The 12,184-nt window shown below is 60.9% G+C and carries 11 protein-coding genes; 6 read left to right on the top strand and 5 right to left on the bottom strand.

Annotated features, from left to right (window positions below; all coding sequences use genetic code 11):
- Positions 1 to 21 precede the first annotated feature (21 nt).
- From dctP to QC816_RS11665, 6 genes are all read left to right on the top strand, one after another.
- Entirely contained in the window at positions 22 to 1,095 is a 1,074-nt protein-coding gene (dctP, locus tag QC816_RS11690) for a TRAP transporter substrate-binding protein DctP (protein WP_309782359.1), read from the top strand.
- A gap of 97 nt (positions 1,096 to 1,192) precedes the next feature.
- Positions 1,193 to 1,738, top strand: coding sequence for a TRAP transporter small permease (locus tag QC816_RS11685; protein WP_085918444.1), 546 nt, complete (start codon positions 1,193 to 1,195; stop codon positions 1,736 to 1,738).
- Positions 1,735 to 3,009 carry a TRAP transporter large permease gene (locus tag QC816_RS11680; protein WP_085918445.1) on the top strand — a complete coding sequence of 425 codons (1,275 nt, stop codon included), beginning with the start codon at positions 1,735 to 1,737 and terminating at the stop codon, positions 3,007 to 3,009. The genes QC816_RS11685 and QC816_RS11680 overlap by 4 nt, the downstream gene beginning before the upstream one ends.
- A 28-nt stretch (positions 3,010 to 3,037) precedes the next feature.
- On the top strand, positions 3,038 to 4,069 hold the full coding sequence (locus tag QC816_RS11675) for a histone deacetylase family protein (RefSeq protein ID WP_264824639.1): 1,032 nt from the start codon (positions 3,038 to 3,040) through the stop codon (positions 4,067 to 4,069).
- Positions 4,066 to 5,172 carry a class II histone deacetylase gene (locus tag QC816_RS11670; RefSeq protein ID WP_309782357.1) on the top strand — a complete coding sequence of 369 codons (1,107 nt, stop codon included), beginning with the start codon at positions 4,066 to 4,068 and terminating at the stop codon, positions 5,170 to 5,172. Before QC816_RS11675 ends, QC816_RS11670 begins: the two co-directional genes overlap by 4 nt.
- Positions 5,169 to 6,125 (top strand): branched-chain amino acid transaminase, encoded by a 957-nt coding sequence (locus QC816_RS11665; RefSeq protein ID WP_309782355.1) that lies wholly within the window; start codon positions 5,169 to 5,171, stop codon positions 6,123 to 6,125. Before QC816_RS11670 ends, QC816_RS11665 begins: the two co-directional genes overlap by 4 nt.
- Here QC816_RS11665 and QC816_RS11660 read toward each other — a convergent pair.
- The 5 genes from QC816_RS11660 to QC816_RS11640 are packed head-to-tail and all read right to left on the bottom strand — an operon-like array spanning position 6,122 to position 12,142.
- Positions 6,122 to 7,225 carry a pyridoxal phosphate-dependent aminotransferase gene (locus QC816_RS11660; protein ID WP_309782353.1) on the bottom strand — a complete coding sequence of 368 codons (1,104 nt, stop codon included), beginning with the start codon at positions 7,223 to 7,225 and terminating at the stop codon, positions 6,122 to 6,124. The two genes, QC816_RS11665 and QC816_RS11660, sit on opposite strands and share 4 nt — an antisense overlap.
- A 26-nt stretch (positions 7,226 to 7,251) precedes the next feature.
- Positions 7,252 to 8,634, bottom strand: a complete 1,383-nt coding sequence (locus QC816_RS11655; protein WP_309782351.1) for an FAD-binding oxidoreductase — start codon at positions 8,632 to 8,634, stop codon at positions 7,252 to 7,254.
- A gap of 41 nt (positions 8,635 to 8,675) precedes the next feature.
- Positions 8,676 to 10,307 carry an ABC transporter ATP-binding protein gene (locus QC816_RS11650; RefSeq protein WP_309782349.1) on the bottom strand — a complete coding sequence of 544 codons (1,632 nt, stop codon included), beginning with the start codon at positions 10,305 to 10,307 and terminating at the stop codon, positions 8,676 to 8,678.
- A 27-nt stretch (positions 10,308 to 10,334) separates the two neighbouring features.
- Positions 10,335 to 11,168: an ABC transporter permease gene (locus QC816_RS11645; RefSeq protein ID WP_309782347.1), complete on the bottom strand. Its 834-nt coding sequence runs from the start codon at positions 11,166 to 11,168 to the stop codon at positions 10,335 to 10,337.
- Positions 11,165 to 12,142 carry an ABC transporter permease gene (locus QC816_RS11640; RefSeq protein ID WP_309782343.1) on the bottom strand — a complete coding sequence of 326 codons (978 nt, stop codon included), beginning with the start codon at positions 12,140 to 12,142 and terminating at the stop codon, positions 11,165 to 11,167. The genes QC816_RS11645 and QC816_RS11640 overlap by 4 nt, the downstream gene beginning before the upstream one ends.
- Positions 12,143 to 12,184 lie beyond the last annotated feature (42 nt).

Raw genomic sequence — 12,184 nt, 5'->3', positions numbered from 1 at the left:
ACAACCAAAACGAGGTATGTTATGAACACTAGCAAATCCATATTGATTGCCGCCCTGGCAGCACTCCCCCTGGCCATTGCCAGTGCTAATGCCCAGGCGCAATCCAATGAAATGGTGATCGCCACCCAACTGCCGGAGGACATGAGCAATAACGCGATTTATCCGGCGTTGGTGCACTTCAAAAATCTTGTCGAGGCACGTACCGACGGGGATCTGACGGTCAACATCTTCGGTGGCGGCCAGTTAGGCTCCGAGGTTGAGAATGGCTCGGAAGTACAGGGCGGGCGTACATTACAGTCGACGATCATGTCGGCCGGGGCCATGTCGTCTTTCTATGACGACTATCAGGTGGTCACGGCACCCTTCCTGTTCACTAACTGGCGACAAGCCTGGACCTTCTTCGACAGTGAATGGTTCGCTGACTTCATGTCCGGCACCATTGAAGACGCCGATATGCGCTACCTCGGCACCTTCGATGATGGCGGCGGCTTCGTGGCGTTTACCAACAACGTGCGCTTGATCGAGACTGTCGAAGACCTGGAAGGGCTCAATATCCGCACTGAAGAAAACCCCGCCCATGTCGCCATCATGCAATCTCTCGGGGCTTCTGCCACACCGCTGCCCTGGGGTGAGCTGATCACCGCGCTGGAAACCGGCCTTGCCGATGGTCAGTTCAATGCCCCGGTGCTCAACACCACCTTCAACTTCGATGCCGTCACCGACTACACCACGCTCACCGGGCATGTGTATAACAGCGCCCCCTGGATGGTCAGCGAGTCGTGGTACCAATCGCTGCCCGAAGAGCAGCAGCAGGTGCTGATTACCTCCGCGCGGGAGGCGATCCAGATGAGCCACGGCATGTCCGGTGCACTGGCCACCGCCAGCTGGGTGGAATCCTGCGAACGCTTTGAAGAGTGCTACCTGATGCCCGATGAAGAGCGCGAACGCATGGCCGAGATTGCCCGCCCTGCCTGGCAGGAGTGGATTGTCGATGACTTCGGCATGGACGAAGCCCGTGTGCAGGGGCTACTGGACGAAGTTGAAAGCGTCGGCCAAACAGTTGCCGAGGAAGACTACCGTGTTTATGGCCAATAAACGCATGTCCATAGTGACGCGCTGCTGATCGCCGCCGGGGCGGCACTTGCTGCCCCGGCGTATAACGTGATTGGCGGGCGTTGCATGAGGGGGTGTCATGGGCGTATTACAACCGTTGCGCCGCCTGAGCGATAGCGTCAATCAGGTGGCCATCGTGGTGTGTGTGGGCTGTATCCTGGCGATGCTGGGCATCTCCTTCACCGCGTTTATCTACAAGCTGGTGACCGGCAGCACGCTAAGCTGGACGTACTCACTGGCGCGACTGTTTTTGCCATGGATCGGCTTTTTATCAATGACCATTTCGCTGCGCTACGGCGAACACGTGGCCATGACCCTGCTGGTGCGCAGTTTGCCCCGCGTCATGGTGCAGGTGGCGGCCGGTCTGTGCCTGGCGGTGATTGCGCTGTTTGCGGTGATGCTCACCTGGTACGGCTGGAATTACTTCACTAGCGCCACCCAGGTCTACATGGTGTCCGCACAAATTCAAATTCCCAGCAAGGTGACTGCCATCGTGGTACCTCTCAGCGGCGTCATCATGCTGCTCCACCTGGTACATGGCTTTTCACTACTGGAGCACTTTATCGATGATAACGACGTGATCGGCGAGCTCATCGACTCGGCCGACGGGGAGCACCGCTCATGACGCCTGCGATTATCGTCTTCGTACTGCTGCTCTTCATCGGCGCGCCGGTGGCCGTGGTGATGGCCATGTCAGGGCTGGCCGGTGGCTTTGCCATCGGCGGCGAGCGCATGCTGGGCATCATTGCCGACCGCATGTTCTCCGGTGTGTCGGGCTTTCTGCTGATCGCTGTGCCCTACTTTATTTTCACCGCCGAGCTGATGAACCAGGGCGGGCTGACCCATAAGCTGATTGCGTTCAACAATGCGCTGTTTGGCCGGGTGCGCGGCTCGCTCTCCCACGTGAATATCTCCGTCTCGGTGTTTTTTGCCGGGCTGACCGGCGCGGCGGTGACCGACACCGTCGCGATCGGCAAGATCATGATCCCCGAGATGAAAAAGCAGGGCTACGATGCCGAGTACGCCGCGGCGGTCACCGCCTGCTCTTCGATCATCGGGCCGATTATTCCGCCCAGCGTGGTGATGGTGGTCTACGCCACGCTGTTGCGGGATATTTCAGTGATTGACCTGTTTGCTGGAGGCATTATTCCAGGCCTGATCATGGCATTGGCGCTGCTGGGCGTGAGCTTTTTCCTGGCCTGGAAGCGCAACTACCCCAAGCAAGCGCCGACGCCGTTCAAGATGGCGGTCATGGCGTTTCTGCTGGCGCTTCCCGCCATGGTGGTGCCGCTGATCATTCTGGGCGGGATTCTCTCAGGGCTGACGACGATTACCGAAGCCTCGGGCTTTGCCGCGGTCTACGCCATCGTGATCGGCGTGGTGTTCTACCGTAACCTCACCTGGCGCAAGATCTGGGATTCCCTGGTCACCACGGTTCGTTTCTCCGGGGTGGTGTTTTTTCTACTGGCAACGTCGGCCGTGCTGGGCTGGTTTGTCACCCGCTCGGGCATTGCCCGGGATGCGGCGAGCATGATCACCACCGTCAGCGATGCGGCCTTTGTGCAATTGATGCTGGTCTGCCTGCTGCTCATCGTGATTGGTACGGTGATGGATGTGCTGCCCGCGCTGGTGGTGATTGCCCCGGTGCTGGTACCCGCCATGATTCAGTTGGGTTTCGACCCGCTGCACTTCGCCATCCTGATGATCGTGGTGCTCAATATCTCCAATGTAACACCACCCGTGGGGATGACGCTGATGACCGCCGCGCGAATCGCCGAGGTGCCCTATGAGCGGGCCATTGTGGCCTCGCTGCCGTTTTACGTGTCGTTTTTAGTGGTAATTGTACTGCTGGCGGCGTTCCCAGCGCTTTCTACCTGGATTCCTTCTTTACTCTAACGGGCTGCCAAGGATTGCAAATTTGACCATGAAATGCTTCTACCATCCTGATCAGGCCTACCACGCGCCGCCAACGTTTCTGTTGCGCGGCCAGCCTGCGCCTTCACCGGAAGGCCCACTGCGCGCCGAGTTGCTTACCCAGGGTTTGACCAACGCAGGACTGACCCTGACCGCCCCCAGAGAGGCGGATTCGCCGACGCTGCGCAAGCGCCTGGAGCAAATCCATACACCGCGCTACCTGACATTTCTGGATACCATTTATGCCCGTTGGCAGACCCTGCCCAATGCGGCGGAGGTGGTTGCCCCCAACGTTCATCCCTGCGGCGGTGGTCACCACTACCCACGCCACCCGATCGGCCAGGCGGGCTGGCATCTGCATGATATGGCCTGCCCACTAAGTGCCACCAGCTTTCAAGGCGCGCTGGCGTCAGCCGCCAGCGCTGAAGCCGCTGCAGAAGAAGTGCTTGATGGAGCACCAGCGGCCTACGCGCTGTGCCGCCCGCCGGGTCACCATGCCGGGCCTGAACGCGCCGGGGGCTTCTGCCTGTTGAATAACTCGGCGCTGGCGGCCACGGTGCTGCGCGAACGCTTTGCCAAGGTGGCCATCATCGATGTGGACCTGCACCACGGGAACGGTACCCAGGATATTTTCTATGATCGCTGTGATGTCTGGACCGGCTCTCTCCACGCTGACCCCAGCGACTTCTACCCGTTCTTTTGGGGCGGTGCTGATGAAGAGGGCAGCGATGAGGGCGTCGGCGCAAATGTCAATCTGCCCCTGCCGGTAGGCAGCGATGAGGTGGTCTACCTCGACGCGCTGGCGGTGTTAATTGATCACCTCCAGCGCTACGCGCCGGATGCCGTTGTGGTAGCGCTGGGGTTGGATGCCCACAAAGATGACCCGCTGGCAGGGCTCACCGTGGAAACGGACGCCTTTGTAGAGCTTGGCAAACGTCTGGGCGCACTGGCGTTGCCCACCGTTGTGGTCCAGGAGGGCGGTTATCCCACCGAGTATCTAAGCGCCAACCTGAGCGCCTTCATGCAGGGCTTTACGGCATGAGCACGACCGGCTTTTACTGGCACGAACGCTGCTTTTGGCACGACCAGGGCGCCATTGGGGTGTTTTCCGCACCCGGTGAGTTTCTACAGCCCCAGCCCGCCTCGGAAAGCCCGGAAAGCAAGCGGCGGCTGAAGAATATCCTCGAAGTCAGCGGGCTGATCGATGAATTGAGCGTGGTTAAACCACCTGTCGCGTCGCTGGAGGATCTGCTGCGCTTTCACACCCCGCGCTACCTGGACGAACTGCAGGCAGGAGACAAATCACGCGGCGGCAACGGCGGCGACTGCGCCCCCTACATGCCGGGCAGTTGGGCGGCAGCCACGCAATCCGCCGGGTTAGCCATCGCTGCTGTGGAAGCCGTGGCACTTGGCGGGGTGAACAACGCCTATGCCCTCTGCCGTCCGCCGGGTCACCATGCGGAAGCCGACCAGGGCCGTGGGTTCTGCCTGCTGGGCAATATTCCCGTGGCGGTGATGCGTGCCCGCGCCTTGGGGCAGGTTAAGCGCGTGGTAATACTCGACTGGGATGTACATCACGGCAACGGCCAGCAGGCAGCGTTTTATGGCCAACCAGAGGTGTTTACCGTTTCGCTCCATCAGGCGGGTAACTACCCGCTGGAAACCGGTGATTTCGATGAACAGGGTGAGGGGGCCGGTCGGGGCGCCAACCTCAATCTGCCCCTGCCGCCGGGTTGTGGCCTGGGGGCCTACGCCTATGCCATGGAAAAACTGGTGTTGCCGGCGCTCGAGGCCTTCAACCCCGAGCTCATCGTGGTGGCCTGCGGTTATGACGCCTGCGCCAAAGATCCATTAGGCAAAATGTTGCTCAATAGCCAGGCGTTCGCCGACATGACTTCCCAGCTTAAATCGCTGGCCGAGCGCTGCTGCGATGGCAAGCTGGTAGTTGTTCATGAAGGCGGCTACTCGGAAGGCTACGCGCCGCTATGCGGCCACGCCGTCATCCAGACCCTGGCAGGCAGCGAAATTGCCGTGCCTGATCCGCAAAACGATGAAATTGCCGCCTGGGGCTATCAGGCCCTGCAACCGCACCAGCAGACGTTGATCGACGACTGGTGCCAACAGTGGGAGCAAACCACCCGATGACACCGCTTTACGACCGCGACGGCTGGATCTGGCAGGACGGCGAATGGCGTGAATGGCGCGACGCCAAGGTGCATGTGTTCACACACACGCTGCACTACGGCATGGGGTGTTTCGAAGGGGTGCGCGCCTACGCTGGCCCCGACGGCACACACCTGTTCCGAGCCGCCGAGCACACCCGCCGCCTGGTGGAAAGCGCCCATTCGCTGGATATGCCACTGCCGTTCAGCGAAGCGGCGCTGATCGACGCCCAGCGCGATTGTCTGGCCAAAAACGGCCTGAGCAACGCCTACCTCAAGCCCACGGTATTCTTCGGGGCGGAAGGCCTGGGGCTGCGCGCCCAAGGCTTGACTACCCATGTGATGATCGCCGCCTGGGATCTGGGCCCTTACATTTCCCCCCAGGCTGCGACCCACGGGCTGCGCGCGCTGACCTCTTCCTGGGCGCGCCACCACGTCAATATCAGCCTTTGCCGCGCCAAAACCAACGGCCACTACGTCAACTCCATGCTGGCGCTGAATACGGCGCTTAAAGCCGGGTTTGATGAAACCATCATGCTCGATCCGGAGGGCTACGTGGCCGAGGCCTCGGCGGCGAACGTGTTTTTGCTGCGCGATGGCGTGCTGCACACCCCGGAAGTGACCTCCTGCCTGCAGGGCATCACCCGGGATAGCGTGATTCAGCTGGCGCAACGTGAATTGGGTATCGAGGTGCGCGAGCGGCGGATGACCCGCGACGAGCTGTACACCGCCGACGAAGCCTTCCTGACCGGCACCGCCGCTGAAATACTACCGCTGCGCGAACTGGATGGGCGGCGCATTGGCGTCCGTGCGGCGGCTACGCCTGTCAACGAGCCAATCAGCCCCGACAGCGTGACGGCTCAACTGCAGCGCTTATATCGCCAGGCGGTGCGCGGTGAGCTGGCTGATTTTTGTCACTGGCTGACGCCAGCCTAAGTCTTGATTGCCTTCTCTAGCGCCGCCAATCTTCCTGGCTCCAGCGCGGCCTGCACGGCGGTAATGCGTATTACGTTGGCAAGTTCCGGGTGGGCCAGGCGAGCGACCAACACACCCTCAGCGAGCAGTTGCTGGTGCACCTCGGCGGCGAGCTCGGCGCTGGGCAGGCGAATACCGATAAAGTTGGTGGCGCTGGGCAGAACGTCCGCTCCCAGCGCGCGGAAGTGTTCTGTCAACTGCTCACGGCGGGCTTTTACGTCGGCAACGTGCTGGTTCACCTCGTCAGGGTGGTCGAGCACCACTTCGGCGGCGGCCTGGGTGAAGGTGGAGACGGCGTAGTGAATGCGCACTTTCATCATCATCGCCAGCACGTCGGGCTCGGCAATCGTGTAGCCAATGCGCAGGCCCGCCAGGCCGTGGGCCTTGGACAGCGTGCGCAGGCGGATCACGCCCGGAATCGCTCGGGTGGTGAATTCGCTGCCCGCATCGTCGCGGAAGTCCCCATAGGCCTCGTCCAGCAATAACCAGCAGGTGTCGGGCAGGGCCTCACGCAGCTTGAGAATGTCGCTATCGCTATGCAAATGGCCGCTGGGGTTGTCCGGGTTGGCCAGATACACCATCCTTGCATCGGCGTCTTGCGCTGCGATTGCCAGGGCGTCAAGGTCCGGGGCCAGCACGCCCGGGGCCTCAAAATAACTGGGCTCGACCAGGTGGCAGCCCTGCCCCCTGGCGAAATAGCCAAAGGTGGGGTAGGTGCCGGCGGTGCTCACCACCGTATCGCCGGGTTCGCAGGTGGTACGCAGGGCCAGCGCCATCAGGCTGTCGGCGCCGGCATCCACCAGCAGCGTCTCAAGGGGCATGCCCTGCTGGGCGCTCAAGCGCTTGCGTATACCCAACGCCTCGGCATCGCCGTAGCTATAAACGTGGGCCGCCAGGGCATCGCCAAAGTGCTCGCGCAGGGCGTGGTGAGGCATGTCCAGGCCCTCGTTGGAGCCCAACTGGTAGGGAACCGCATGGCCAAGCTTGCGCTCCAGCACCTTGATGCCGGGGAAAGGGTTATGTGGGCCTTCACCGGTGAGATGGTCGGGGTAGCGGGGCATAGTCGAGTCCTAAAGATAGAAAGTGGTTAGCTTAAAATTTTACCGCGATTCAGCAACTGGTACGGGTCAAGCGCCTGTTTGAGTGACTGCATCAATTCAATTTCATCTGTTGAGCGGCAGGTGCTGAGCCAAGGGCGCTTCTCCAGGCCGATGCCGTGTTCGGCGGAGACCGAGCCGCCCAGCACCGCCAGTGGTTGATACACCATGGCTTCTACTTCGCGGCGAACCGCTACGTCATCGCTCCCGGCGCTGACGGATATATGCAGGTTGCCATCACCCAGGTGACCAAACACCACGAGGCGTGCGTCGGGCCAACGCTGTGCCAGTTGGGCCTCCAGTGCATCGATATAACGCTGCATATCGGCAATGGGCAGGCTGACATCGAAGGTGAACAGCGGTGCCAGCCCTTTGATCAGCCCTTCGATGTCTTCACGAATCGCCCATAGGCCATCGCGCTGGGTGTGGGACTGAGCGATAACGGCATCGACAATCACTTCATTCTCTAAAGCGCTCTCCAGCGCTTCGCGGAACTGGATGGCGTTGCGCTCGTCATCGCTGCCCAGGCACTCAATAATCACATAAAAGGGGTGTTCGGGGGCAATCGGCGGCGTGTGGCGCCCTAGCGTTTCGGTAAGCAGGCGGTAGTGGTTTTGCCACATCACCTCGAAAGCGCCGAGACTGCCACCCAGCGCTTTGCCCATCTGGCTGAGCAGACCGGTTAACGCCTCGAATGAGGGGCAGGCCACCAGTGCCGTCTGCTCGCTGGGCGTGGGGGGCTGGAGGCGCAGTACCGCGCGGGTCACAATGCCCAGCGTGCCTTCGCTGCCGATAAACAGCTGCTTCAAATCGAAACCGGCATTGTTTTTCAGCATCCGATTCATGGAACTGATCACGCGGCCATTGGCCATTACCGCTTCCAGGCCTAGCACCTGCTGGCGCATCATGCCGTAGCGGATAACGCGAACGCCACCGGCGTTGGTGGCGATATTGCCGCCAATCGTGCAGCTACCCCGCGCGCCCAGGTCCAGCGGAAACTGCAGACCGACCTCCCGCGCAGCCTCCTGAACCCGCTGTAGCGGTGTTCCTGCCTGCACGGTAAGCGTGCCGCCTACCTGGTCAATCGCTTCAATCGCCGTCATGCGCTCCAGGGAGATGACCAGTTCATCGGGGCTTGCCTCGGCGCCGTGCACCAAGCCTGTTAATCCGCCGTGGGTTACCACTGTTTGCTCTACCGCATGGCATGCCTTCATGACGGCGGCAACCTGCTCGGTATTCGCAGGGCGGACAATCGCGCCTGCCTGGCAGGGAGCGCCGGTCATCCAGTCGACGCGGCGGCTGTGTACATCGTCGCCCGTTAGCACGTGGGACGGGCCAACAATGGCACGCAGTGCCTCCAGCGTTATCTGCATTCGAATGTCCTTTCGTTTTCAACAGATCAGTTTTCAACTGATCAGGCAGTCGCCGCGACGGGCGCTTCGCGGCCGGGAATCGCCTTGAGCAGGTCTTGGGTGTAGGCCTCGCGCGGGGCTAGGAATATCTGCTCGGCGCTGCCTTGTTCGACAATGCGGCCGTGCTGCATGACCACAATGCGGTCGCAAACATGCGCGGCGACGCGCAAGTCGTGGGTGATGAACAAAAGCGATAACGATAGCCGCTGCTTTAGCTCTTCCAGCAGTTCGAGCACCTGAGCCTGAATCGACACATCCAGTGCCGACACGGCTTCGTCGGCTACGATCAGTTCAGGGTTGAGCGCCAGTGCCCTGGCAATGCCGATACGCTGGCGCTGGCCGCCGGAAAACTCGTGGGGAAAACGCTCCATGGCACCGGCGCCCAGGCCGACCATGTCGAGCAACTCACCGGCCTGCTTAAGCGCCGCGGTTTTAGGCGTGCCGTTGGCGATCGGTCCCTGGGCAATCGCCATACCCACACGGGTACGTGGATTGAGCGAGGCGTAGGGATCCTGAAAGATCATCTGCACCCGGTGACGTTCTCGGCGCAGGGTATCCCCTTTCAACTGCGAGAGATTGATGCCGTCCAGCAGCAGTTCCCCGCTGTCGGGGTGTTCCAGACGCACCACGCAGCGCCCTAACGTGGATTTCCCGGAACCGGACTCACCGACAATGCCCACGGTTTCACCCCTGGCCAAGGTGAGCGATACGTCTTCAAGGGCACGTACCTCCCGGGCAGCTTTAAACCAGCCGCCCCGTGAACGGAACACTTTGCTCAATTGCTTGATTTCCAAAAGCGGCGCCACCTGGCTCGTCTCGCGGTGGGGTGGTACCGCGTTGCTGGGGATCGCCGCAATCAGCGCCTGGGTGTAGGCGTCTTGTGGGTTTTCGAGCACCGGCTGGGCGTCGCCCAGCTCGACAATCCTGCCGTGGCGCATGACGCAGACGCGGTTGGCGATCTCCGCCACCACGCCAAAGTCGTGAGTGATGAACATCACGGCCATACCGCGGCGCTTCTGGAGATCGCGGATCAGTTCCAGAATCTGCGCTTGCGTGGTGACATCCAGCGCCGTGGTGGGCTCATCGGCAATCAACAGAATGGGTTCCAGCGCCAGGGCCATGGCGATCATCACCCGCTGGCGCTGGCCGCCGGAAAGCTCAAACGGGTAGGCCCGAATGGCCTTTTCCGGCTGTGGGATGCCGACTTCAATCAACAGTTCCAGGGCGCGGGTTTGGCGCTCCTTGGCGGTGAGCTGGCCGTGGGCCTCGAACACCTCGGCGATTTGCGCGCCTACCCGCATCAGTGGATTCAGGGCGGTCATCGGCTCCTGGAAGATCATGCCGATTTTTAGTCCTTGCAGGGCGCGGTGCTGCTTTTCCGACAGGGCGAGCAGGTTCTGCCCTTCGAACAGGATCTCACCCTGGGTCGGGCGTACACCTTTAGGTAGCAGTCCCATCACCGCGTTGGCAGCCATCGACTTGCCCGAACCGGACTCGCCCACCACACACATGATTTCCCCGCGATTGACGTCGTAACTGACGTCTTCCACCGCCAGGGCGCGGTCGGCGCCTTTGGGCAGTGCAACGCTCAGGTCACGGATGCTGAGGACGGTTTCTGTTGATGCTTCATTCATAACAAGCACTCCAGCCATAACAAACGCCTAGCGCTCGCGGGACAGTTTGGGGTTCAAGGCATCGTCTAATCCTTCACCGACGAGGTTTAGCGCGAGTACCGTGAGCAGAATCGCCACGCCAGGGAAGAAACTCAGCCACCACGCTTGGCGGATTACCGTGCGCGCCGCGCCAATCATGTAGCCCCATGACATCACATTGGGGTCGCCCAGGCCGAGAAACGACAGCGCGGACTCCAGCAGTATGGCGGTTGCCACCATTAGTGATGCCAGCACGATAATCGGCGACAGCGTGTTGGGCAGTATCTGGCGCAGAATGATCGTGCTGTTGGACTGGCCGACCAGGCGCGCGGCTTCGACATATTCGCGGTTGCGCAGCGACATGAATTCGGCACGCACCAAGCGCGCTACCGGGGGCCAACTGACAATCGCAATAGCGAGCACGATCGAGGTGACACTGGGCTGCATGATGGCCACCAGCACAATCGCCAGCGCGAAGTTGGGGATCGTCTGGAAAAACTCGGTAAAGCGCATGAGCACATCGTCAATGATGCCACCGTAGTAACCGGCAATGGCGCCTAGCGGTACACCAATCAATAGCGCTACACAGGTAGAGACCAGCCCGATGAGCAGCGACACCCAGGCGCCGTGCATCAGGCCCGACGCTACGTTACGGCCCATGGTATCGGTTCCCAGCGGGAAGCCTTCCTGTGAGAGTGGCGGCAGGAACGGCCGCTGGACCATGCGCCAGGGCGATTCGGGGAACAGCAGCGGGGCGAGTATCGCCATGGCAATAATCACCATCAGGATGATGAACCCCACCAGCGCGCCACGGTTTTGCGCAAAGCGTGCGAAAAAGCTCATGAGGCCCCCTTGATGCGCGGATCCGCCAAGCGATAAACCAGATCAGTAATGATGTTGAAGACAATCACCAGCGCCGCCGAGAAGAAGAAAATGCCCAGCAGCAGGTTGTAGTCGCGCTGCTCAAGCGCTTCAAACATCAAGCGGCCGATACCGGGCCAGGCAAAGACGGTCTCGGTCAGAATCGCTCCGCCAACCATTTGCCCCGCTTGGAGGCCGGCCAGCGTGATAATCGGCAATAGCGCGTTGCGTAGTACATGGCGGCGCTGAATAACGCCGGGTTTTAAGCCTTTGGCCCGGGCGGTTTTGACGTAATCCTGCTGGGCGGCGTCCAGCATGGAGGTGCGCGTCATGCGGGTGTAAATGGCCATAAAGAACAGTGCTAACGTGGTGGCCGGTAGCACTAGGTGCTTGGCGATATCCAGCGCCAGCGCAATCCCCGTATGGCCTGCTCCCACGGTGTACATACCATAAGCGGGCAGCCAGCCGAGATACACCGAAAAGACCACCACCGACATCAGCGCCACCCAGAACAGCGGCGTGGCGTAGAACACCAGCGCGAGCGCCATAATCAGTGAGCCTGAGGGCTTTTTGACCCGTGCCGCGGCCATCGAACCGGCCACAATGCCCAGTACCAACGACAACACAAAGGCCGTGCCGGTGAGCAGTAGGGTGGCGGGCAAGCGATCCATGATCAGGTCAAATACCGGAACGCCCAAGCGGTAGGAGTAGCCGAAATCAAGCATGGCGATGCCCGATACGTAGCGCCATAGCTGAACATACATCGGCTGGTCGAGGCCGAAGCGCTCGCGCAATTGGTTTAAAAACTCCTGATCAGCGGCCCCCGCTTGACCCGCCAGAATCGCGGCAGGATCACCGGGGGCCAGCTGAATCAGTAGAAAATTGAAAATAACGATTAAAAACAGTACAACCACGGCTTTCAGTAGCCGCATGAGGATGAGGCGAGCGTAAACCATAAATACCTTCCTGACGTGGCTGAAATACCCAGGCGGCGCAGG

It is taken from the genome of Vreelandella janggokensis (assembly GCF_031451615.1).
In the GTDB taxonomy this organism is placed as follows: domain Bacteria; phylum Pseudomonadota; class Gammaproteobacteria; order Pseudomonadales; family Halomonadaceae; genus Vreelandella; species Vreelandella janggokensis.
The sequence above is the reverse complement of the archived record's forward strand: the minus strand, read 5'-3'. Positions and strand labels throughout refer to the sequence as shown.

What these genes read in the sequence shown, in the direction of transcription:
- dctP (WP_309782359.1), top strand. Translation starts at nt 22, where the DNA reads ATGAACACTAGCAAATCCATATTGATTGCCGCCCTGGCAGCACTCCCC.
- QC816_RS11685 (WP_085918444.1), top strand. Translation starts at nt 1,193, where the DNA reads ATGGGCGTATTACAACCGTTGCGCCGCCTGAGCGATAGCGTCAATCAG.
- QC816_RS11680 (WP_085918445.1), top strand. Translation starts at nt 1,735, where the DNA reads ATGACGCCTGCGATTATCGTCTTCGTACTGCTGCTCTTCATCGGCGCG.
- QC816_RS11675 (WP_264824639.1), top strand. Translation starts at nt 3,038, where the DNA reads ATGAAATGCTTCTACCATCCTGATCAGGCCTACCACGCGCCGCCAACG.
- QC816_RS11670 (WP_309782357.1), top strand. Translation starts at nt 4,066, where the DNA reads ATGAGCACGACCGGCTTTTACTGGCACGAACGCTGCTTTTGGCACGAC.
- QC816_RS11665 (WP_309782355.1), top strand. Translation starts at nt 5,169, where the DNA reads ATGACACCGCTTTACGACCGCGACGGCTGGATCTGGCAGGACGGCGAA.
- QC816_RS11660 (WP_309782353.1), bottom strand. Translation starts at nt 7,225, where the DNA reads ATGCCCCGCTACCCCGACCATCTCACCGGTGAAGGCCCACATAACCCT.
- QC816_RS11655 (WP_309782351.1), bottom strand. Translation starts at nt 8,634, where the DNA reads ATGCAGATAACGCTGGAGGCACTGCGTGCCATTGTTGGCCCGTCCCAC.
- QC816_RS11650 (WP_309782349.1), bottom strand. Translation starts at nt 10,307, where the DNA reads ATGAATGAAGCATCAACAGAAACCGTCCTCAGCATCCGTGACCTGAGC.
- QC816_RS11645 (WP_309782347.1), bottom strand. Translation starts at nt 11,168, where the DNA reads ATGAGCTTTTTCGCACGCTTTGCGCAAAACCGTGGCGCGCTGGTGGGG.
- QC816_RS11640 (WP_309782343.1), bottom strand. Translation starts at nt 12,142, where the DNA reads ATGGTTTACGCTCGCCTCATCCTCATGCGGCTACTGAAAGCCGTGGTT.